Here is a 22,298-nt window from a genome sequence, read left to right as displayed (position 1 = left end):
ACTCACACCCAAGCCGCCCGAAGGAGCACCCATGCCCGAAGTCCGCGAGTACACACCCGCGCGCCTGCACGCGTTGACTCCATATCTCTCGTGTCGCGACGCCGCGGCCGCGATCGCCTGGTACCAGGACGTGTTCGACGCGCAGATGGTCGGCGAGCCGATCATCATGGACGACGGTCGCGTCGGTCACTGCGAGCTGCGCGTCGGCGACAGCGTGTTCATGCTCGCGGGCGAGTTTCCCGAGGAGCAGCACCTCAGCCCCGAGACGCTCGGCGGCAGCACGGTGAGCCTGATGGTGCACGTGCCCGACTCCGACGCGACCTACGCGCGCGCGGTCGCGCGCGGCGCGACCGCACTGCGGCCGATCGCGGTGAACTACGGCGCGCGCCAGGGCACGATCCGCGACCCGTTCGGACACCGCTGGTTCGTCGCGACCGCGGTCGAGTCCGACGACGTTCCCGTCGAGGACGCGCCCGGCCGGCGCTTCGGCGACCTCGCGTACCTGACCCTCGAGGTGCCGAGTGGTGTGCAAGCCCGCTCGTTCTACGAGCAGGTGTTCGGTTGGACGTGTGAGGTGGGTCACGTGCCCGACTCGTTCCACATCTCGTCGATCACGCCCCCGTCGGGGATCCACGGCGGCCAGGACCGCGCCGAGTTCAAGATCTACTTCCGTGTCGACGACGTGGAAGCCGCCGCGGCCCGGGTTCGCGCCGCGGGCGGCCAGGTGCTGTCGACGGGCGGCTCCGAAGCCGGCGGCAACGCCGAGTGCGTCGACGACCAAGGCCTCCGCTTCGTCCTCTTCCGCCCGCGTCCCGGGTATTGATCCGGCGGCACTCGAGCCGCACACTGGGACCGCATGTGGGAACGCGGTGGGAAGGCCGTGGTGGCGCTCGGCGCGCTCGCGCTGGCGATCGTCGGTGTGGCGCCGCCGGCCGGCGCGAAGGTGCTCCCGATCGCGTCGGTCTCGGTGTCGACACCGACGCCGACGGTCGGGAAGCCGTTCACGGTCGGCGTGCGGTTCCAGCCCGGCAAGGACTTCGGCGACTACCCATGGGAGAACAACGAGGTCTTCGTGCTGCCCGCGGCGCGCGCCGACGCGCAGGGCTGGCCCCTGTCGAACGAGGACCGCGGGAAGGCGATCCCGATCCATCGCGTCGCGTTCGGCCGCTTCCGCGGCACGGCCGTCGTGCGCACACCCGGCGATTACGTAGTAATCGACGGCTCCGGGCTGTCGGCGCGCGTCGAGCGCGCGCAGGGCGTCGTCAACATCCCCGGCACGTACGCGTCGCCCGTGCGGCTGCACGTCGTACGCGCGGCGACCGGGTCGGCGTGGCCATCGATCGTGGTCACGGTTGCGATCGTCGTCGCGCTCGCGGTGGCCGCCCTGATGGTCGCGATGCGACGACGTCGCCGCGCTCCCGGCACCGTGCCCGAAGCCGAGGAGCTCGTCTACGCGGGGCGATAAGTGTGCACGGCGACGCCCGATGGGAACGCGACGCTGTCGGCGAGTGAGAACGTCTGCTTCGACTGGTTGTCCGGGAAGCAACGCTTCCCACCGCCGACCGCGACGGGGAACACCATCAACCGCAGCTCGTCGACGAGTCCCTGCTCGAGCAGGAACGGAACGAGCGTCGCGCTGCCGGCCACGAGGATCGGAGCGCCGTCCTGCTCCTTCAGCGCGCGAATGCCGGTCGCGATGTCGCCGGTGATCACCGTCGAGTTGTTCCACTCGAGCGGCGTCGTGCGCGACGACGTCACGACGTGCTTGGGCATCGCGTTCATCTTGTCGGCGAACTCGCCCTCGCGGTCCGGCCACGCGGCCGCGAATCCGTCGTAGGTGACGCGCCCGAGCAGCAGCGAACCCGCCTCCTGCACCTCGCGGAGCTTGTACTGCATCTGCTCCTCGCCCGCGAAGTCGAGTGCCCAGCCCGCGTGCGGGTGCGTCGGCTCGCCCCCCGGTGCTTCGACGACGCCGTCGACGGTCACGAACTCCGAGACGATCAAGGGGGTGCTCATGGTGCGCTCCGCTCCGCTCCGCCGCGAGTGATGGTCGGTCCACCCTCGCGCGTCAAGACTGTCGCCCGTGACCGAACTCACCACTCCTCTGCGCGCGCTCGATGCCGCGGTCGAACGCATCCGCGCACACGTCGCGACCCGCCCCCGGCGCGGGATCGCGCACGACGACGCCGACGACACGGTCGGCACGATCGACAGCGACGAGGCGGTCGACTTCGACCCGCGTCCGCTGCTCGCGGCGTTCGACCGTCACGGCGCGCGGGTCGTCGTCATCGGTCAGGTCGCCGGCATCCTGCACGGGTCGGAGGAGCTGACCGGCGACCTCGATCTGCTGTGGTCGGGCACCGCGGACGAGGCACCGAAGCTCGTCGCCGCGTTCGCCGACGTCGACGCGTCGCTCTTCGACGACGACCATCACGCGCTCGACCTCACCGTCGACGCGCTCGCGTTGGCGAAGGTCCTGTTCGCGTCGCCGAGCGCGTCGGGCGACTGCTGCACCCCGCGCCTTCCGTGGGGCGCGCTCGACATCGAGGGCACGCTCGCTCGTGCGGTGCGCACGCACGACGGCCGCGTCACCGTGCACTACGCCGCGCTCCCCGACCTGATTGCGATGCGGCGGGCCGCCGGCCGCCCCAAAGACCTCCGTCGTGCCGCCGAGCTCGATGCTCTGAACGGCCGCAACGGTCCGCCGAACTGATCGAGAAAAGTGACGCGTCCGCGTCACCCAACTCGATCAGATCCGCGAAAGCGCAGGTCACCGGGCGCGGGCCGCGCGCGCCGCGGTCGACGGCGGGGGCGAGACGCGACCGTCAGACGAGGGGTAGCAGCCGGGTGGCGCAGAACCAGGCCGCGACGAGCACCAGCGCGACGCCGAAGGCGGTGCGCAGGCGGGCGACCGGGAGATGGTTCGCGGCGCGGGCCCCGAGGAACGCGCCGGGCACCAGGCCGAGACCGAACACGAGGGCGATCGCCCAGTTCACGTCGCCCGCGATCGTGTGCACGATCAGCGCGGGCACCGAGAGGATCGTCGCCACGACGAGGCTCGTGCCCGCCGCGCAGTTCATGTCGAGCCCGAACCACACGAGGAACAGCGGCACGAGCAGGAAGCCGCCGCCGTTCGCGAGCAGACCGGCGAGCGCGCCCACCGCGAACGCCGCGCCCTCGACGAGGCCCGGCCGGCTCCGTCGCAACGCGGCGCGCTCGGCGGGTGCGCCGCCCGGAACGAGCACGCGTACCCCGACGACCAGCAACGCCACACCCGAGAGCAGGAGCACTGCGGGCCCGCCGACGACGTGGGTGAACGCGGCACCGATGAGCGCGCCGGGCACGCCACCGGCCGCGGCTCGCCGGGCCATCGCCCAGTCGACCCGCTCCCGGCGCGCGTAGCCCCAGGCGCCGGCGAAGCTGCCGGGCATGATCCCGGGCAGCGGCGCCGTCACGGCGATCACGCCGGGGACCCCGAGCAGGGCGAGCACCGGCGTCGCGAACGCCGATCCGACGCCGAACAGGCCGTAGAGGAGCCCGACGACGGCCCCTCCGAGCAGCAGCACCGGCGATGACGGCATGAGTCGATTGTCGACCGGTCCGATCCAGAGATCCAAGACGCAGTCCTGATCACTTCGATAGTCTGAGCCTATGCATCAGCGGGGCGGGCCGGAGCGGACGGGTCGCGGTGCGGGCCGCCCGACCCAGGGGCCGACGCGTCGGTCCCGACGAGCGATGCGAGCGGGACGATAGGGATGGATCTTCGTCAGCTCGGCTACGTGCTCGCCGTCGTCGACGAAGGTGGATTCACGCGGGGCGCGGCTGCCGCGCACGTCGCCCAGCCGTCGCTCTCGCAGTCAGTGCGAGCGCTCGAGCGCGAGCTCGGGGTCGAGCTCTTCCACCGCGCGGGTCGGCGCGTCCACCTCACCGCGGCGGGCACGGTCTTCGTCGACGCGGCGCGCGCCGTCGTGCGCGACATGGCGACGCTCGAGGCCGCGGTCGACGCGGTCCGCGGCGTCGTGACCGGCACCCTCGACCTCGTCGCGCTCCCGACGCTCGCCGTCGATCCGCTCGCCGCGCTCATCGGCCGCTACCGCGTCGCGTTTCCCGGCGTCACGGTTCGAGTCGCACAGCCCGAAGACGTCGGCACCGCGACGGATCTCGTGCGCCGCGGCGACGCGGAGGTCGCGCTCGCGGAGCTCCCCGCACCCGCGCCGCTCGTCGGTCACGAGCTCGAGGTGCAGGAGCTCGTGCTCGTGCTGCCGCCGTCGGATCCGCTCGGCCGCGCGCACGGATCACTCCCGATCGAGCGGCTCGCGGGCGTCGCGCTCGTCGCGACCCCGGTGGGCACGTCGACGCGCACGATCATCGAGCACGCGTGCGCAGAGGCCGCGATCACACCGGAGATTCGCGTCGAGATCGATCAGCGCGAGGCGATCCTGCCGCTCGTGCTGAACGGTGCGGGCGCGGCGATCCTCCCCCGCAGCCTCACGGCCGAAGCCGAAGCGCGCGGCGCGCATGTGCGGCGGCTGCGGCCGGCGCTCACGCGCCCGATCGGGCTCGCGCACCGCGCCGGCGTGCTCTCGCCCGCGGCGCGTGCCTTCGTCGACCTCGCGCTCGCGGCCTGAGCCAGCTCAGCGGGAGCGCGTGGCCTCGCCGTAGATGAACTGCCAGCTCGTCTCGCGCGCTCGCGCGTTCCAGCCCAACGCCGCGAGCTCGGCTTCCAACACCGCCGGCTCCCAGAACCGCTTGACCACCCGGAAGCGGCGGCCGTCGCGCAGCTCGCGCTCGGTGATGTCGGAACCGACGCTCCCGCCCTGCAACGCGGCCAGCTCCGCGCCCTTCTTCTCGCGCCACTCCGCCGGACCGCTCGCGAGCCCGCGCTCGGGACGCGCACCGTCGAGGAAGAAGACGCGTCCACCCGGCGCGACCGCGTTGGCGACGACCGACCAGAAGTCGGACCACCGCTGCGCGGGAACGTGCGAGATCCAGAACGAGAAGAAGACGACGTCGAAGCGTCGAGGCGGTGTGAAGGAGAAGAGGTCGGCGACGATGCGGTCGACGCGCTCGTCGCCATGCTTCGCGCGGTTGATCGCGAGCGTCTCCGCCGACGCGTCGACGACCGTCACGCGATCGGCGAAGCGCAACAGCTCGCCCGTCCAGATGCCCGTGCCACCCGCGAGCTCGAGCACGTCACCGCGCGGCGCGAACGAATCGAACGCGGCAACGAGCTCGGCCTTGTCGCGGTCCCACGCGGCGTTGGTCTCGGGTCCGAGTTCGTACTCGCCGCGGCGGTACCACCAGTCGTCGTACTCCTCGGCGCGTGCGCAGTAGTAGGCCTGCTGTTCCGCGAGCAACGCCTCGTCCATCACTCGCAAGCTACGCGAGCGATGAGCGAGGCGCGCTCACATATCCGGTCGCGCTCGCGTGCGCTCGCGCTCGCCGCTTCCACGCTTCCGATCGTTCTCTAGGGACCACGGCGACCGCTGCGGACGTGCCGGCGCAGACGCGCCCGGCGTGCATCCTCGATCGCACGGGTCTGACGCTCACGACTGATGGCCGCGAGGACGTAGGGGTTGTTGTACATGAGTTGCCTCCGAGAGAAGTGGCCGCGCGCGACACACGTGCGGCAATGGCGCCGACCGGCGAGGCGACGCTCGACGCGCGCTCAGGCCGCGGAATTGCGGCGGCCGTCGCGGGCGCGAAGGGACACCAAGACCGGAACGGAAGAGCTCAACGGCATTGGTCACCCCCTTCGACATCGACGTCGGAACCGCCGGAGAGTCTGGGCGATGAGAGGCCTTTCATGCCAACGATTTATGCAAAGGACCTTCACGCCGTCTTCATGGTCGTGCGCAGGTGTTCTTGTACTGTGACCCGACTTTCTCGACCCTCCCGGAGCGTGCCCGATGATCAGCTATTTCCAAGCGATCGTGATCGGACTGCTCCAGGGCGTCACCGAGCTCTTTCCGATCTCGAGTCTCGGTCACTCGGTGCTGCTGCCCGCGTGGCTCGGATGGCACACGATCGCGAACGAGCAGTCGAAGGAGTCGCCGTACCTCGCGTTCCTCGTCGCGCTGCACGTCGCGACCGCGCTCGCGTTGCTCGTGTACTACCGCGAGGACTGGATCAAGATCATCGGCGGCTTCTTCCGCACGCTGCGCACGCGCCGCATCGAGACCGTCGACGAGAAGATGGCGTGGCTGCTGATCGTCGCGACGATCCCTGCCGGCGTCATCGGTCTCGCGTTCGAACACGAGTTGCGGGTCGTGTTCGCGAAGCCGCTCGCGGCCTCGATCTTCCTGACGATCAACGGCTGCATCCTGCTGTTCGGTGAGTGGCTGCGCCGCAAGTCGATGGTCAAGGATCTCGTCGCGACCCACGAGACGACGCACAGCAAGACTGAAGTCGGCCGCCGTTCCGACACGCTGAACTTCAAGGAAGCGCTCGCGGTCGGCGTCGCGCAGGTCGGCGCGCTGTTCGCCGGCATCAGCCGCTCGGGCATCACGATGGTCGCGGGACTCGTGCGCGGCCTCGACCACGAAGATGCGGTGCGTTTCACGTTCCTGCTCGCGACACCGATCATCCTCGCCGCGGGGGTGCTGAAGATCCCCGACCTCACCGGTCATCTCGGCGACGGCATCCGCGGTCAGGCGGTGGTCGGCGGGATCTGCGCCGCGCTCGCGGCGTTCGTCTCGGTGCGGTTCCTCGTGCGGTTCTTCCAGACCCGCAACCTGCTGCCGTTCGGCATCTACTGCCTCGTCGCCGGCGCCCTCTCCATCATCCGCTTCGCCTAGACCGCGCTCCGAACGCGGCCGAAGGCGCGTGCGAATCAGTTCGGCGTGTCGGCGAGACGTTCGAGGATCGGTACCGCGCGCTCGACGAGCGTGAGCTCGTCGGCGTCGAGGTGATCGAGCAACGACGCGAGGAACGCGTCGCGGCGGGTGCGCGATCGCACGAGCAGCCGCGAGCCCTCGCTCGTGATCGAGACGCGCGCGACGCGGCGGTCCGACGGGTCGACCGTGCGCCGCACGAGCTTGGTCTCCTCCAGCCCGGCCACGATGCGCGTCATCGACGGCGGGCGGACCCGCTCGTGGGCGGCGAGGTCGCCGAGCGCGATCGGGCCGTGGCGCTCGATCGTCGCCAGCGCGGCCAGCTGCGAGGGCGTGGCACCCTCGTTCGCCTCTTGGCGCAGCCGCCGGCTGAGGCGGGCGACGACCATGCGCAGGCGGGTCGTCATCTCGCCCTGCTCGGCGTCGCGTGCCGGGGGGACCGTCGATGCCGTCACAGATTGTTAGCGTAGCGAACTAACCTTCGAAAGCCAAGCCCCGAGCGCCCGCGGACGGGACCGGTGCGGCCGTCGCTATCGTGTCCGTCGTGCGCCGCCTCGCCCTCGTAGCCATCGTCGCCTTCGGGCTCGCCGCCGCCGGTTGCGGCTCGTCGTCGAGCTCGCCGAACGCGAGTGGATCGTCGCAGACGACCGTCGCGAAGCCGGGTGCCAATCCGTCCGAGTCATCGCGGATGATCTGCTCGAAGGAGGCGGTCACCGACATCGCCGCGAGCCTCGGCGTGACCGCGAAGGTCTCGACGCCGACGTGGGCCGACCACGTCTACTCGTGCAACTACGTCTATGCGCAGGGCACCATCAAGCTCTCGGTGAAAGAGCTCGCGAGCCAGTCGGCGGTCGCCGCGCTCTACAACCAGGACGCGCAGACGCTCGGCCGCCGGCCCGACGCGATCGCCTTCGGCCAGGGCGCGTTCATCACGACGAACGGCTCCGTGATCGTCCGTAAGGACAACAAGGTGCTCGAAATCGACGTGTCGGGCATCCCCCAGAAGTTCGGGACGCCGCCGCAGACCCGCGACAACGTCGCGTTGAGCATCGCCGCCACGGTGATGAGCTGCTGGACGGGCGCCTGAGCCCGACAGCTTCGCTGTCGTACAGTTCGCGCGTTCCGGGCCGAGGGGGATGCGCGTGCGAGGGCTTCGAGTGGAGCGGCGACGTCGGTCCGGCGTCGCCGCGGTGCTCGTGATGGTGTTGGCGGCAACGGGGTGCGCGGCCAACTCGGCCGGTAAGTCGGGCGCGAACAGCACGACCGCGACGACGGCACCGGGCGCGACGACCACCACGACGACCGGAACCGCGGTCGGTGTCACGCCGACGACGATCAAGCTCGGCATCGCGATGATCGATTTCGCGTGCATCCCCGCGGCGTTCAACGACTTCGAGGAGCCCCTGCAGCAGAAGGGGTATCAGGCGTTCGTCGACGAGATCAACGAGCACGGCGGCATCAGCGGTCGCAAGATCGTGCCCGTCTACAAGACGGTGTGCCCGCTCGCGGAGACCGACGGCATGGCCGCGTGCACCGCGTTCGCCGACGACTCGAAGGTGTTCGCCGTCGTCGGCGAGTTCGGTCAGATCACGCCCGACATCCCGCTGTGCGTCACCAAGCAGCACCACCTGCCGCTGATCACGTTCGGGATCACGCAGGACATGATGGATCAGGCGCCCCCCGGTCTCCTGCTGACGCCCGACATCCTCGACGACCGGCGCGTGAAGATCATCGCCGCGCTCCTGAAGTCGCAACACACGCTCGACGGCAAGACGGTCGCGATCCTCGCCGACTCGAACACGACACAAGAGGTGTCGCAGGTCTTGAAGCCCGCGCTCGCGGGCATGGGCGTGCAGCAGGTTCCGCCGAGCGTCGTGTCGATCTCGGGGACCGACACGACGGCCGCGCAGACGCAACTCGGCGGCTTCATCGAGAAGTGGAAGACCGAGCACGTGAACGCGGTCTTCCTCGCGGGCGCGGCGATGGAGGCGAAGCAGTTCGTCGAGAAGGTGCGCGCGTCGTTCCCGACGATCCCGATCATCGCCGACAGCACCGGCATCCTCGAAGGTGCGCAGGACGAGCAGAAGGCTCACGCGAGCCCGAACCCCTACACCGGAATGATCACCGCCGAGGGTCTCACCGGCACGCAGCACGAGAAGACGAAGAACGGCAAGTTCTGCAGGAGCGTGTTCGAGACGCATACCGGCGTGACGGTTCCGCCGACGCTCACGCACCTGAAGCTCAAGAACGGCCGCGAGAACAACATTCAGGGCGCGGCCGGCGACGCCTGCACGCTCGTGATGATGTTCGACACGATCGCGAAGCGCGTCGGCACGAACCTGAACATCGCGAACTGGGTGAACGCGGTGAACAACATGGGGTCGTTCAACTTGTTGGACACGACGTGGGCCTCGCTGCACACCGGCAAGTACGACGCCGACGACACCTACGGGCTCGTCGCCTACGACCCCACGCTCGGCGACGTCGGCGATTGGAAGCCGCTCACGCCCGTGAAGGACGTGCCTTCCTAGTCCCGGTCGAGCTCACACTCTGATGCGGGAACGGTCGCGTCGTCATGCGTTGGAACGTTGTATCGCTCGTTCGTCGGTGCCGAGGTAGGACGCGACGACGCGCGGGTCGTTGCGCACGTCGTGCGGCGCGCCCGACGCGATCACCGCGCCGGCCTCGAGGCAGTAGATCGTGTCGCTGATCGACAGGATCAAGGGGAGGTCGTGCTCGACGACGACGAGCGTCGCGTCGAGCTCGCGCTGCACGCGCTTGATCAACGGTCCGAACGCCTCGGCCTCGCGCTGGGCAACGCCCGCGGTCGGCTCGTCGAGGCAGATGACGCGCGGCGCGACTGCGAGCACCGCCGCGAGCTCGACGATCCGACGCGTACCGGTCGAGAGCTCGGCGATGAAGCGGTCGGCGTAGCGCCCGAGGCCGAGGAAGTCGATGAGCTCGCGCGCCTCCGCTCGTTTCGCACGCTCACCGCGTGTCGCCTTCGGCAACCACAGCAGCGTTCCCCAGAACGGCGTCGCGCCGCGCGCCTCGAGCGCGAGCTCGACGGTCTCGCGCACGGTGAGCTCCGGGAAGAGCGTGGCGGCCTGGAACGTGCGACCGAGGCCGACCCGCGCGCGTTGGTGCGCGGCGAGACCCGAGATCTCGCGGCCGAGCAGCTCGACGCGCCCGGTGCTCGGGAGGAAACCGCCGATCGCGTTCAGCAGCGTCGACTTCCCCGCGCCGTTCGTGCCGATCAGCCCGACGACCTCGCCCGCGCGCGCCGAGAAGTCGACGCCGTTCACCGCGACCAGCCCACCGAAGCGAACCGTCAAGCCGTGGGTCGCGAGCACGCCGCCGTCGGCGTTCGTCGCGGGCGGCCCGGTCGCGACGCGCGTCAGCGACGCGGGCGGGGCGACGACCGTCTTCGTGGGCGCCTCGGGTAACCGCTTCTCGACCCAGCGCAGCACCCAGCCCCGCGCCCAGTATCCGATCTGCGTGAAGCCGCCGGGGATGTAAAGCAGGATGATCAACAGCCCGATGCTCGACGTGAACAGCGGGACCTCCGCGTTCGTCGGCCAGAACGCGGGCAGGCCGACGACCCATAGCGCGCCGGTGATCGCGCCGGTGAGGCTGCCGAGCCCGCCGATCACCGCAATCGCGACGATCGACAGCGAATCCTCGACGCGGAAGAAGCGTTGTGAGAACGCGATGCTCACGACCGTGCCGCCGAGCAGCGCGCCGCCGAAGCCCGCGATGAAACCACCCGACGCGAACGCGATGAGCTTGGCGCGCGTCGGCGAGACCGTGAGCGCGGCGGCTGCGGGCTCGTTCTCCCGCACGCCGATGATGATGCGACCGATGCCCGTGCGCCGGAGGTGCGACATCGCGACGACCACCACCGCGAGGCAGCCGAGCACGAGGTAGTAGTACGCGCGGTTGCGGTCGCCGAGATCGAACGGCCCGAGGTGACCACGGTTGAACGTGACCGCGGTCGAGAACTCGTTCCCCGAGAAGATCGGCCGGTGGAAGATGTACTCCTCGGCGGCGATCGCGAAGGCGAGCGTGCTCACCGCGAGCAGGAGCCCCTTCACGCGCAGCGCGCCGACGCCGACGCCGATTGCGAACACGCACGCGACGGCCGAGCCCAACACGACCGCGAGCGCGAACGGCAACGGGTAGAGGTGCGCGTTCACGAACCGGTGCGCGTGCCACCCGATGTTCACGCGCACGCCGCGCTCGAACGCGGCTGCGCTGAGCGCACCGACGCCCGCGAACGCCATCTGCCCGAGCGACAGCTGGCCGCCCCAACCAGTGAGCACGGTCACCGAGATCACGCAGATCGCGAAGCCGAGGATCGTCGCCCACGTCAGCTGCCGGCTCGACTGCGTGACGACGAGCGGGAGTGCGATTGCGAACAGCAGCGCCGCGCCCGCGAGCAGCTGCGGCATGCGCCGCACCCACCAGATCTCACGTAGTCGTTCGGGCACCGGAGGTACGCGTGGCGCGAATGCGAACGACTCGCCGCCGGTGTCGTCGCTGCGGCGCATGCGCGCGACGAGGACGAGCACGAGCATGAAGAGCAGGAACTGCACGAGACCCGCGTCTTCGGAGAAGTTGAACGGGATCAGCTGGTAGAGGATCCCGACGACGATCGCGCCGACGACCGTTTTCGGGAACGACGTCATGCGTCCGATCAACGCGGCCGTCAGCCCGAGCAGCAACGTGTCCGGTCCGATCGACACGAGCTCCGACGAGTGCTGCGTCGTCGCCCAGAGGATCACCGCGATCGCGGAGAGGAAGCCGGCGATGCTCCAGATCGCGGTCGACATCAGCTTCGGATTCACGCCCGTGAGTCGCGCGAGGTCCGGGTTCGTCGCGCACGCGCGCACCTGCTCGCCGAAGCGGGAGTGTCCGAGCAGCCACCACAGACCGAGCGTGATGAGCGGCACCACGATGAGCGTGAGCAGCTGCGCGCCGTCGATCGTGATGCTGCCGACGTTCCAATGGCTCGCGATCGGGCTCGGGAACGAGGCCTGGATGTCGCCGGTGCGGTAATCAGGCAGCGCGTGCGTGACGGCCTGCGCGAGCTCGGCGACACCGATCGTCGCGACGAGCACGATCACCCGCGGCGCGCGGAACAACCGGCGGATGACCGCGAGCTCGATCACCGCGCCCGACACCGTGCCGACGAGCACGACCGCGATCAGCGAGGGCCAGTAGGGCCAGTGACTCTTGGCGACCATGATCGCGAGCAGCGCGGCCGCGGGCACGCCGATGTCGCCGACCGCGAAGTTGATGACGCGGCTCGACCGGTACACGAGCACGATGCCCATGCCGAGCAGGGCGACGATGAGCCCATCGACCGCGCCGCCGAAGAGCAGGTTCGCCGTGAAGAGGGACGCGAGCATCAACCGCGCTCGGTGCCGAAGAACACCACGCGCGCCAGGTCGTCGCGCTCGAGCAGCTCGGCCGGGGAGGCGCCGACAGCCGGCGTCTCGCCGCCCCGCCCCGGGCTCGCCTCGTCCACCGCTCTCCCCGTCGTAGACCCACCGGCGACCGGTCTTTTTGGTCGGGCTCGCAAGCTTCGCCCTCCCCGACGCCTCCGCCCCCGGTTCGGGCGGGCCGCAGAGCGACCCGCCCGTTTCGTGCGGGATCGCGCTCAGGCGAGCGGAGGATACGCGTCATCTGACACGCGTGTCAGGCGGTCGGCGCGACTCCGCGGTGGTCGGCGAGGAGCCGTTCGGCGAGCGCGCGCACCTCGGCACGGACCTCGTCGGGCTCGAGCACCTCGACTCGGCACGCGATGCTCGCGAGGTACCGCGCGATCCAGTCGGCGTCGCCGCCGATGCGCGCGATCGTGCACTCGGGGTTCGTGTCGGGCTCGAGGATCGCGACCGTGCGCGACACGCAGCGGCGCGCGTCTTCCAGCGGTAGGTACAGCCGCACGCGCGCCTGGAGCGAGTGCGCGTGCAACGCCATGCCCTCCGCCACCATGCGCGCCGCATCGGGCTCGTCGCGCGGCGTGAAGCGCGCACCGGTGAGCTTGATCTCGTCCATGCGATCGACGCGGAAGGTGCGCCAGTCGGCGCGGTTCGTGTCGTACGCGACGAGGTACCAGGAACGGCTCGTGAACACGAGGCGGAACGGCTCGACGAGCCGATCGGTGCGCTGCTCGCTCGCGTCCGTGTACGAGAAGCGAAGGCGTTCGAGCCGCGAGCAGGCGAGGGCGACGTTGACGAGCGCGTCGACGTCGAACGCGGGCACGTCGAGCCGGCTCAACCCGACCGTGACGGTGCGGAGCGCGGCGACCTGTTCGCGCAGTTGCGCGGGCAGCACGCGGTCGAGCTTCGTGAGCGCCGACAGCGCCGCAGACTCGACGCCGGGCGTGCCCCCCGCCGTCGCGCCGCGCAGTCCGATCGCGACCGCGACCGCTTCGTCGTCGTCGAGCACGAGCGGCGGCAGGTGGCCGCCGGCACCGAGCGCGTAGCCGCCGTAGGGGCCCGAGCTCCCGGTCACCGGGTAGCCCATGCTGCGCAGCCGGGTCATGTCGCGGCGCACGGTGCGCTCCGTCACCTCGAGCCGGTCGGCGAGGTCGGCCGCGGTCCAGGACTGCCGCGCGGAGAGCAGGACGAGGAGGCGCAGGAGCCGGGTCGGCGTATCCATCTCCGCAAGTATTTCAGGGGTTGCGGACCGATCCTGTCCGGGTCCCGTCGTACCGTGAAACGCAGCAGATCAGAGCGCTCCCGCCGCAACGAGCGGGTCGCTTTGCGGCCGCTCGTTCGCCGACCGAGGCGTCAGGAGCGGTGAGCGAAGCGAGCGTGACCCGAACCCACAGGAGGCCAGCATGCACCCCATCTTCGCGACCGAGCTCGCGCGTGATCGCCAGGCCCGCTACCGCGCCGAGGCCGGCCGGAGCCGGCTCGCCCGACCCGCGGAAGGATCGCGGCGCACCGCGCGCACCGGCCGCACCGATCCCGACCGCGCGGCCTGACCGCCGGCTCCCCCCCAAGAGCTCGGCCCGTCGCGAGTCGCGTCGTTTGCGCGGCGGCGACCCAGCGTCGATGATCGCGCCGAGCGTGGTCGGTTTCGCGGGGGAAGGACCAGCAATGAGGTCTCGCAATGTGGGGGCGCGTCTCGGCGCGTTGGTCGGATCGATCGGACTCGTCACCGCACTCGTCGTGCCGGGCGGAGTCGCCCGCGCCGGCGCGGCGTCACCGACGAGCACGAGACGCGAACGCGTGATCGTCGTGCTCGCCGATCAGCTCGCGTCGACGCCCGCGTCGAAGGCGCACATCTCCGCGCGTGCGTCGAGAGCAACGAGCGCACAGGACGCGGTGCTCGCGCGCCTCGCCGGGCCCGCGCCGACGCGCGTCACGCACTTCGCGGTCGGCAACGCGTTCGGCGCGACCGTGACGAGCGACCAAGCCGCCGCGCTCGCGAGCGACCCGGCCGTCGCGTCGGTCGCCAAGGACGCGAGCGTGCGCTTCGATTCGACACCCGGGCCCACTCCGGGCGCGACGAGCGCGTCGTCATCGCCCGCGGCCTCCGCGTCCTCCGGCGCGTCGACGCGCCCGAACGACGTCGGCAATCCGTTCACGATCTGCCCGACCGATCCGGCCGCTCCGCTCGTCGAGCCCGAGGCGTTGCAGTCGATCGACGCGTTGACGACCGACGGCAGCCCGAACGCGCAGCAGCTCTCGACCGGCGCCGGTGTCAAGGTCGCGTACATCGCCGACGGCATCGATCCCGACAACCCGGACTTCGTCACGCCCGGCGGCGACCACGTCATCGTCGACTACCAGGACTTCTCGGGTGAAGGCCCGAACGCGCCGAGCGAGGGCGGCGAGGCCTTCGGCGACGCGTCGTCGATCGCCGCGCAGGGCACCGTGTCCTACGACCTGTCCGACTTCGTGAACCAGGCGCACCCACTCCCGCCCGGCTGCAACATCCGCATCCTCGGCGTCGCGCCGGGCGCGCAGATCGTCGCGTTGAAGGCCGCGGGCACGTTCTTCACCACCAGCTCGGTCCTCCAGTCGATCGACTACGCCGTGCGCGTCGACCACGTCGACGTGTTGAACGAGTCGTTCGGGGTCACGCAGTTCCCCGACGCGAGCAGCCGCAACGCCATTCAGCTCTTCAACGATCAGGCGGTCGCGGCCGGTGTCACGCTCACCGTCGCGAGCGGTGACGGTGGCGTGAACGGCACCATCGCCGGCAGCGCCGCGGACCCGAACGTCATCTCCGTCGGCGCGACGACCGACAACCGGCTGTACGCGCAGACCACGTACGCGGCCGAGCCGTTCTCGAACGGTCGTTGGACGAGCGACAACATCTCGGCGTTGTCGTCCGGGGGCGTCACGCAGCTCGGGCGCACGGTCGACCTGGTCGCGCCCGGTGAGGGCAATTGGGCGGTGTGCGAGCCGGGGTTCTCGAGCTGCCTCAACTTCCGCAGCCCGGCCGGCCCGTCCGACATCCAAGCGTTCGGCGGTACGAGCGAGTCCGCGCCGCTCACCGCCGGCGTCGCCGCGCTCGTCATCTCCGCGTACCGATCGACGCACGACGGCGCGTCGCCGTCGCCCGCCGTGGTGAAGCAGATCATCACCGGTACCGCGACCGATCTCAGCGTGCCGCCGTCCGAGCAGGGATCGGGTCTGCTGAACGCGCGCGCCGCAACCGAGGCCGCGCTCACGTGGCCGGGCGCGACGGCGGCCGCGGACCCGTCGGTCGCGTCGAACATCGTCACCTCGACCGACCAGATGACGCTCACCGGCACGCCCGGGAGCACCAAGCAGGGCAAGTTCACCGTGACCAACGTCGGCACCGATCCGCAGACGGTCGCCGCGGGCACGCGCGCCGAGCAGACGCTCGCGGAGTCGACCCAGGCGACCGAGTTCGACTCGACGACCCTGCCGACCTTCACCTACTACAACGGCCAGAATTGGGCCGACAGGAAGCTCACCTTCCACGTGCCTCCGGGCGGATCGCGACTCGTGGCGCAGGTGGCGTGGGCGGGATCGCGTCCGAGCTCCACCGACGCGACCGTGCGGCTCACGCTGCTCGCGCCCGACGGCACGCTCGTCGCGAACAGCCTTCCTCAGGGCGGCGCCGCGAGCGCGAACGAGGCGACCGTCGACGTGCGAAATCCCGCCCCCGGCACGTGGACCGCCGTCCTCTACTCGCTCGGCGGCAGCGCCGGCTACACGGGCGTCATCGGTCTGGCCGCCACGACCGAGCGCGCCATCGCCGTCGGCTCGGTGCAGCCGCCGGTCTTCACGCTGAACCCCGGTGCCAGCCAGGTCGTGACCACCCGCTTCACGGTGCCGACCGCCGCGACCGGCGACCAGACCGACGCGGTGACGCTCGCGAGCTCCGACGGGCACCAGACCGCGGTGGGCGCGGTCGTGCGCACGCTGATCGACACGGGCAGCGGGCACGGAACGTTCAACGGGATCATCACCGGTGGCAACGCGCGCCCCGGTGCGCCCGGAGAGACGCTCAGCTACCAGTTCGACGTGCCCAAGCAGACGTCGCAACTCGACGTCGACATCTCGTTCCATCACAACCCGGAGAGCGTCTTCGACCTCGTCCTCATCGATCCGAAGGGCGAGCTCTCCAACGTGGTGTCGAACCTGACCCCCAACCGCCAGGGCACGGTCCTGTCGCTGAAGCGCGGGATGCAATCGTTCACCGCCGATCCGCTTCCCGGGCGCTGGACGCTCGTCGCCGTCGCGCAGAACCCGGTCAGCGGCACGTATTTCACCCAGAGCTTCCGCGGCGACGTGAGCTTCGACGCACTGCCGGTCGACCGCGCCGGCCTACCCGACGATGTGGCGACCGTTCTCGCCGCAGGCGTACCGGTGACGACCACGGTGTCGGTCACGAATCCGGGCGTGCAGCCGATCCTCGTCGGCGCCGATCCGCGACTGATGAACACGGTCACGTTGCAGCCGGTGCCGATCCAGGGTTCGAGCACGTTCGCCCTCCCGGAGAACGGCGCGCAGAACCCGACGTACAACGTCCCACCCGACACGTCGAGCCTGACGGTCGCCGCGAGCTCGACCGTGCCCGCCCAGCTCGAGTTGCTGGGATCGGCCAACGGCTTCGACGTCCTCGGTGACCTCGCCGCGGCGCAGGCCGGGGGCACGATCTCGAGCGCGACCGTGAGCGAGACCGGTACCCGGAACTTCATCACCAAGGGCCTGTGGTTCACGGGCGTCCAGGAGATCGGACCGTTCACCGACGCGGGTCAAGTCGCAGGATCGACGACGCTGACCGCGTCGATGCGCACCTACGCGTTCGACTCGGACGTGACCACGAGCACCGGAGATCCCTACGGGAACTCGATCGACCCGAACAACAACGGGTTCGACCGTCCGATCTTCTTGAAGCCCGGTCAGACGAAGACGATCCGGGTCACGATCACACCGAGCGGCGCGCCGGGAACCGTCGTATCGGGAGTCCTCAACCTCGTGATGCCCGCGGCCTTCCCCGCCGGCGTCACCGCGCTCCCGCAGTTCGGCACCGGAGCGGTGATCGCCGCGCTGCCGTATCACTACACAATCGGCTGAGAGCGTGGCCGGATTGGCGAAGCCAAGCCGCGGCAAGCGGGGCCCGAGCGGCCCGGCGCCGAAGGCGCAATGAGCGGGACGCATCTCCTACGAGTCGGTGCGCTCGGGGTCGTGCCCGCCGGCGGCGTCGTCGCGTGCGACGGTCGCAGGCTCCGGGCCCGGCCCGAGCATCGCGGTCACAACCGACGCGCACACCGCGAGCCCGATCACGATGAACACGAGCGCGGGCACGATGCCGAGGTCGAGGCTGATCGTTCCCGTCGCCTTCAGCGCGAACACGACGCCGAGGCCGGCGAAGAGCACGCCGCTCACGAGCGAGAGCAGATCGAGGTCGTGGCGCTTCATGACGTGAACCCTTCTGCGCGCGTCACCCGGATCGATCCGAAGCCGACGTGTGCGTCGATGACGAGCAACGGTCCCGACGTACCCGCGGGCTCGTCGATCACGGTCTTGTGGAAGTGCGTGCCGCCGTGCCGGGAGCGCCCGAGGATGTCGAGCTCGCCCGAGTCGGCCTTGGCGATCACCTTCACGCGCGCGTTCTCGGGAACGCGTACCTCGAGGAAACCGATCGTGTCGCGCAGGTCGACGTGGTGCGCGCGGCCGTCGGAGGCGGTGTCACCGAGGTCGACCAGCAGATGTCCGATGCCGAGCTCGTAGGACGAGCGCAGGCTGTGCAGCGACTGCGGCCGCACGATCGTCTCGCCGATGGGGCCGCGGAGCGGCACGTCGAGGATCGAGAAGACACCGGCGAACACCGCGAGCACGATGCCGATCGCGATCAAACCGCGCGCGCGACCGAACCACGCGCCCGCGAGCAGCGCGGCGCCGACGATCGCGAGCTCGAGCGCGACGACGAAGCGCGCGTCGACGTCGACGGCCCCCACGACGTCGAGCAGCCACGCGCCGCCGACGACCATGAGCATCACGCTCCACGTGAGCCGGCCGAGCAGCGACCGCTCGCGGCGCGCCCGCCGGCGCCGCTCGCGCGCGCGTTCGCGCGCGCGCGGTGGATCGGGCCAGGGAAGGCTCGGCGGATACGCGGTCGGGGGCGCGGCCGGCGCGGTGAAGCCGATCGTCGTCGGCTCGTCGTCATCGACGCCGGTGCCGGTCGCCGCGGGGGGTTCGGCGACCGGCACCACCGGCGAGCTGGGCGAGCCGGGCGATTCGGATGACGCAGGTGCGCCCGACGGCGGCGCGGGCGGCGGCGCGACCGGAACGGTGCCGCCGCGCGGGCCTTCGGGAGTGGGCGGCGCGTGCGCTTCCTCGGGGCGCTCGCGCAGCAGGAGCACCGACGCGCCGATCCCGATGAGCACGAGCGGCCAGAACACGTGGGAGAAGACGCCGAGATGCCAGCCGTACTGTCCCGCGAGCGCCTCCGCGCCGAGGAAGAGCAGCAGCAACCCGAGCCACAGGCGCCGGTCGACCGGGCGGCGGCGGGCCCGATGGACCGCGGAGCTGAGCACGGGCTCGTCGGCGTCGGCCTCGGGCACCACGAGCCAGGCGACGATGTACGCGAGGGGCACGACGCCGAACGTGAAGGGCGTGAGCATGACGAACGCGACGCGCACGATCGCGGGGTCGAAGTCGTACTTGCGCGCGATCCCACCGGCGACGCCCGCGATCATCCGGTCGGTGCGGCTGCGGGTCAGCGGGTGCTGCGACGCCGAGGACGCGCCGGGGGGCGGGCTCGACGGGTTGGGCGGTGTCATCGTCGTATCCATGCTCGCATCGTGTGCTCCTCGCGCCGCGGCGACCATCGGGGGAGTCCCTGATTCACGGGCCGCGCGACCGAGGGTGGCCAGGGTCGCGGCCGTAGGCGCCGGAAGGGCTGCGTGCGATCATCGCCGCGTGCAGGTGCTCACCAAACGGCGCATGGTCCGGACCGGCGATCGGCTGGTCGCGGGCGTGTCCCTGCCGCTCGCGCGTTCGCTGCACCTGCCCCGCCTCTTCGTCCGGATCGGCTTCGCGGTATCGGCGGTGACCGGATTCGGGGTCCTCTATTACCTGCTCTGCTGGGCGCTGATCCCCGACGCGCAGCAGCCGACCGACCTCGCCCGCCGCATCGGGCCGCGCGACTGGCTCGACCTCCTCGCGATCGGCGCGATCGCCAGCGGCATCACGGCCCTGATCGTGGGCGCCGGCTTCGGCGTGCCGGTCCGGATCCTTGCGCCCCTGGTGCTCGCGGTGGTGGGCATCGTCGTCGCGGTGAGCGCGGCCGGTGGCACCGACGACCAATCTTCGCCGCGCGCGAGCGCGTTCGACCTGCCCGCGTGGCTCCCGCCCGGCGCGGCCGCCGCGGTCGACGTGCTCGGCACCCGGCGCGGCGTCCTCGTGCGCGCCATCGCCGGCTCGCTCCTCGTGCTCGGGGGTCTCGGTGTGCTGTTCGGCACGAGCGAGTCGTGGACCGCGGTGCGGGGCGGGATCATCGCCGTGATCGTCATCGCGTGCGGGCTCGCGCTCGCGCTCGGTCCGTGGTTGTGGCGGCTCGGCACGGAGCTCGTCGACGAGCGGCGCGAGCGCATCCGCAGCGACGAGCGCGCCGAGGTCGCCGCGCACCTGCACGACTCCGTCCTCCAGACGCTCGCGATGGTGCAGCGCCGCGCCGACCAGCCGCGCGAGGTCGTGCGGCTCGCACGCAAGCAAGAGCGCGAGCTGCGCACGTGGCTCCTCACCGGCGAGCGCGTCGACGGTGGCGCGCCCGCGGGCACCGTCGGCGCCGCGCTCGGTGCGGTCTCGGCCGAGCTGGAGGAGACGCACGGCGTTCCCGTCGAGGTCGTGCAGGTACGCGACTGCGAGCTCGACGATCGCATCGGTGCGCTGCTGTTCGCGGCGCGCGAAGCGATCTCGAACGCGCAGCGGCACTCGGGCGCGGCGAGCGTGTCGGTCTACTGCGAGGTCGATCCGAAGGAGGTCTCGGTGTTCGTGCGCGACCGCGGGAAGGGCTTCGAGCGCGCGGCGATCGCGGCCGACCGGCGCGGCATCGCCGAGTCGATCGAGGGGCGCATGGCGCGCCACGGCGGCCGCGCGACCGTCCGCAGCGCGCCCGGCGACGGCACCGAGGTCGAGCTCACGATGCCGAGGACCGGAGCCGCGTCGTGACGGGCCCGGCGCAGACCGCAGGCGCGGTCAGTTTCGGGAATCGGCCGAACCGTCGGGATCGAGCCGCGGAGGTCGAAGCCGCATGACGACCGTCTTTCTCGTCGACGACCACCAGCTGTTCCTCTCGGGCGTGCGCGCCGAGCTCGGCGACGAGTTCGACGTCGTCGGCAGCGCGTCCGAGGTCGACGCGGCCATCGAGCTCATCGGAGAACGTGCGCCCGACGTCGTGCTCGTCGACGTGCACATGCCCGCGGGCGGCGGACCGCGTGTCATCCGCGAGGTGCTCGCCGACCACCCGGACACGAAGTTCCTCGCGTTGAGCGTCTCCGATTCGCCCGACGACGTGATCGCGACGATCCGCGCCGGCGCGCGCGGTTACGTGACCAAGTCGATCGCGCCGGGGGAGCTCGCCGATGCGATCCGCCGGGTCGTCGACGGTGACGCGGTGTTCTCGCCCCGGCTCGCAGGCTTCGTGCTCGACGCCTTCGCGAGCGTGCCCGTCGGCGCCGTGGACCCCGAGCTCGACCAGCTGACGGCGCGCGAGCAACAGGTGCTGCGGCTGATCGCACGGGGGTACACCTACAAGGAGATCGGCCGCGACCTCACGATCTCGGTGAAGACGGTCGAGGCCCACGTGTCGGCGGTATTGCGCAAGCTGCAGCTCTCGAACCGCCACGAGCTCGCCCGCTGGGCGAGTGAGCGCCGCATCGTGTGATTCGTTCGAAGGCCACGCAACCGAGGAGCGCACATGAGATACGTCGAGGTCGACGGCGTCCGGCTGTCGGTGATCGGGCTCGGGACATGGCAGTTCGGCTCGAAGGAATGGGGCTACGGATCCGACTACGCGGCGAACGAGGCCGGGCGCATCCTCGACCGCGCGCTCGACCTCGGCATCAACGTCGTCGACACCGCGGAGATCTACGGGCGCGGTGAGTCGGAGCGCATCGTCGGTCGCAACCTCGACGGGCGCCGCGCGGAGGCGTTCGTCGCGACGAAGGTGCTGCCGGTCGTGGCGACCGCGAAGTACGTCGAGCAACACGGCCGCAAGAGCGCGGAGCGACTCGGCGTCTCGACGATCGACCTGTACCAGGTCCACTGGCCCAACCCGATCATCCCGATCTCGCAGCAGATGGAGGGCATGCGCCGACTCCAGGAAGCGAAGATCGTCACGCGCGTCGGCGTCAGCAACTTCTCGCTCACGCGCTGGAAGGCAGCCGAGCGCGCGCTCGGCGGACCCGTGTTCTCCAACCAGGTGCAGTACAGCCTGGTCGCGCGCAAGCCCGACATCGACCTCGTGCCGTACGCGCAGGCGCACGATCGTCTCGTCCTCGCCTACAGCCCGCTCGGCATGGGACTCCTGTCGGGGCGCTACGACGCGGACCATCTTCCGAACGGATCCGCGCGCCTCAACAACGCGCTGTTCCTCCCGGAGAACCTCGAGCGCGCGCGTCCGCTGATCGACGCGTTGCGCGAGATCGCCGCGCGTCACGGTGCGACACCCGCGCAGGTCGCGCTCGCGTGGGTCGTGTGGCACGACCACGTCGTCGCGATTCCGGGTGCGAGCAGCGTCGAGCAACTGGAGGCGAACGCCGCGGCCGCGGACTTGACGTTGGCGCCCGACGAGATCGGGCGGCTCACCGAGGCTTCGGACGCGTTCCACCCCGTGCGCGGTATCGCGGCGGCGCCGAAGCTCGTGAAGCGCCGCGTTCTGCACTGATCGCGCGCACCGCGCGACCAGGCCGTTTGACGGGCGGCGCCGGCGCCGACATCCTCCCCCGGGGGCTGGGATCACCGG

20 protein-coding genes are annotated in these 22,298 nt (G+C 70.9%); 12 read left to right on the top strand and 8 right to left on the bottom strand.

From position 1 onward, the window contains the following. Nucleotides 1-31 precede the first annotated feature (31 nt). Together VH914_18270 and VH914_18265 are read left to right on the top strand one after the other, a co-directional pair. Nucleotides 32-823 (top strand): VOC family protein, encoded by a 792-nt coding sequence (locus VH914_18270; GenBank protein HEX4493154.1) that lies wholly within the window; start codon nucleotides 32-34, stop codon nucleotides 821-823. A gap of 33 nt (nucleotides 824-856) precedes the next feature. Then, nucleotides 857-1,465 (top strand): hypothetical protein, encoded by a 609-nt coding sequence (locus VH914_18265; protein ID HEX4493153.1) that lies wholly within the window; start codon nucleotides 857-859, stop codon nucleotides 1,463-1,465. Here VH914_18265 and VH914_18260 read toward each other — a convergent pair. Then, the gene (locus VH914_18260; GenBank protein HEX4493152.1) at nucleotides 1,450-2,016 is read right to left on the bottom strand and encodes a dihydrofolate reductase family protein; all 567 of its coding nucleotides are present in this window, start codon (nucleotides 2,014-2,016) and stop codon (nucleotides 1,450-1,452) included. The genes VH914_18265 and VH914_18260 overlap by 16 nt on opposite strands. 67 nt (nucleotides 2,017-2,083) lie before the next feature. On the opposite strand from VH914_18260, the gene VH914_18255 reads away from it, so the two are divergent. Further along, entirely contained in the window at nucleotides 2,084-2,713 is a 630-nt protein-coding gene (locus VH914_18255; GenBank protein ID HEX4493151.1) for a hypothetical protein, read from the top strand. Nucleotides 2,714-2,825: 112 nt separating this feature from the next. Here VH914_18255 and VH914_18250 read toward each other — a convergent pair whose 3' ends face one another. Next, nucleotides 2,826-3,581 (bottom strand): sulfite exporter TauE/SafE family protein, encoded by a 756-nt coding sequence (locus tag VH914_18250; protein ID HEX4493150.1) that lies wholly within the window; start codon nucleotides 3,579-3,581, stop codon nucleotides 2,826-2,828. 174 nt (nucleotides 3,582-3,755) lie between these two features. Between VH914_18250 and VH914_18245 the strand changes: the two genes are divergently transcribed. Then, nucleotides 3,756-4,628: a LysR substrate-binding domain-containing protein gene (locus VH914_18245; protein HEX4493149.1), complete on the top strand. Its 873-nt coding sequence runs from the start codon at nucleotides 3,756-3,758 to the stop codon at nucleotides 4,626-4,628. 6 nt (nucleotides 4,629-4,634) lie between these two features. Here the strand turns inward: VH914_18245 and VH914_18240 are convergent, their stop codons facing one another. Beyond that, a complete protein-coding gene (locus VH914_18240) occupies nucleotides 4,635-5,369 on the bottom strand; it encodes a class I SAM-dependent methyltransferase (protein ID HEX4493148.1) in 735 nt (244 codons plus the stop codon). Between the two features lie 540 nt (nucleotides 5,370-5,909). Between VH914_18240 and VH914_18235 the strand changes: the two genes are divergently transcribed. Next, nucleotides 5,910-6,797, top strand: coding sequence for an undecaprenyl-diphosphate phosphatase (locus tag VH914_18235; GenBank protein ID HEX4493147.1), 888 nt, complete (start codon nucleotides 5,910-5,912; stop codon nucleotides 6,795-6,797). Between the two features lie 35 nt (nucleotides 6,798-6,832). Here VH914_18235 and VH914_18230 read toward each other — a convergent pair whose 3' ends face one another. Further along, entirely contained in the window at nucleotides 6,833-7,288 is a 456-nt protein-coding gene (locus VH914_18230; GenBank protein ID HEX4493146.1) for a MarR family transcriptional regulator, read from the bottom strand. Between the two features lie 89 nt (nucleotides 7,289-7,377). On the opposite strand from VH914_18230, the gene VH914_18225 reads away from it, so the two are divergent. Together VH914_18225 and VH914_18220 are read left to right on the top strand one after the other, a co-directional pair. Further along, nucleotides 7,378-7,920, top strand: coding sequence for a hypothetical protein (locus VH914_18225; GenBank protein HEX4493145.1), 543 nt, complete (start codon nucleotides 7,378-7,380; stop codon nucleotides 7,918-7,920). 70 nt (nucleotides 7,921-7,990) lie between these two features. Beyond that, the gene (locus VH914_18220) at nucleotides 7,991-9,364 is read left to right on the top strand and encodes an ABC transporter substrate-binding protein (protein HEX4493144.1); all 1,374 of its coding nucleotides are present in this window, start codon (nucleotides 7,991-7,993) and stop codon (nucleotides 9,362-9,364) included. A 42-nt stretch (nucleotides 9,365-9,406) separates the two neighbouring features. On the opposite strand, the gene VH914_18215 is transcribed toward VH914_18220, so the two are convergent. Together VH914_18215 and VH914_18210 are read right to left on the bottom strand one after the other, a co-directional pair. Next, nucleotides 9,407-12,244, bottom strand: coding sequence for an ATP-binding cassette domain-containing protein (locus tag VH914_18215; protein ID HEX4493143.1), 2,838 nt, complete (start codon nucleotides 12,242-12,244; stop codon nucleotides 9,407-9,409). Nucleotides 12,245-12,533: 289 nt separating this feature from the next. Continuing rightward, nucleotides 12,534-13,499, bottom strand: coding sequence for a YafY family protein (locus tag VH914_18210; protein HEX4493142.1), 966 nt, complete (start codon nucleotides 13,497-13,499; stop codon nucleotides 12,534-12,536). A gap of 181 nt (nucleotides 13,500-13,680) precedes the next feature. Between VH914_18210 and VH914_18205 the strand changes: the two genes are divergently transcribed. Both VH914_18205 and VH914_18200 read left to right on the top strand, forming a co-directional pair. Next, nucleotides 13,681-13,827, top strand: coding sequence for a hypothetical protein (locus tag VH914_18205; protein HEX4493141.1), 147 nt, complete (start codon nucleotides 13,681-13,683; stop codon nucleotides 13,825-13,827). Between the two features lie 115 nt (nucleotides 13,828-13,942). Beyond that, entirely contained in the window at nucleotides 13,943-17,404 is a 3,462-nt protein-coding gene (locus VH914_18200) for a S8 family serine peptidase (protein ID HEX4493140.1), read from the top strand. A gap of 87 nt (nucleotides 17,405-17,491) precedes the next feature. Here the strand turns inward: VH914_18200 and VH914_18195 are convergent, their stop codons facing one another. Then, on the bottom strand, nucleotides 17,492-17,749 hold the full coding sequence (locus tag VH914_18195) for a hypothetical protein (protein HEX4493139.1): 258 nt from the start codon (nucleotides 17,747-17,749) through the stop codon (nucleotides 17,492-17,494). Next, nucleotides 17,746-19,125, bottom strand: a complete 1,380-nt coding sequence (locus VH914_18190; GenBank protein HEX4493138.1) for a PspC domain-containing protein — start codon at nucleotides 19,123-19,125, stop codon at nucleotides 17,746-17,748. The genes VH914_18195 and VH914_18190 overlap by 4 nt, the downstream gene beginning before the upstream one ends. A gap of 127 nt (nucleotides 19,126-19,252) precedes the next feature. Between VH914_18190 and VH914_18185 the strand changes: the two genes are divergently transcribed. From VH914_18185 to VH914_18175, 3 genes are all read left to right on the top strand, one after another. After that, nucleotides 19,253-20,503 (top strand): ATP-binding protein, encoded by a 1,251-nt coding sequence (locus VH914_18185; GenBank protein HEX4493137.1) that lies wholly within the window; start codon nucleotides 19,253-19,255, stop codon nucleotides 20,501-20,503. Between the two features lie 82 nt (nucleotides 20,504-20,585). After that, nucleotides 20,586-21,218, top strand: a complete 633-nt coding sequence (locus tag VH914_18180; protein HEX4493136.1) for a response regulator transcription factor — start codon at nucleotides 20,586-20,588, stop codon at nucleotides 21,216-21,218. Between the two features lie 33 nt (nucleotides 21,219-21,251). Beyond that, nucleotides 21,252-22,220: an aldo/keto reductase gene (locus tag VH914_18175; protein HEX4493135.1), complete on the top strand. Its 969-nt coding sequence runs from the start codon at nucleotides 21,252-21,254 to the stop codon at nucleotides 22,218-22,220. The last annotated feature ends 78 nt before the right edge of the window (nucleotides 22,221-22,298 follow it).

This window comes from Acidimicrobiia bacterium, from assembly GCA_036271555.1.
In the GTDB taxonomy this organism is placed as follows: Bacteria; Actinomycetota; Acidimicrobiia; order IMCC26256; family PALSA-610; genus DATBAK01.
The sequence above is the reverse complement of the archived record's forward strand: the minus strand, read 5'-3'. Positions and strand labels throughout refer to the sequence as shown.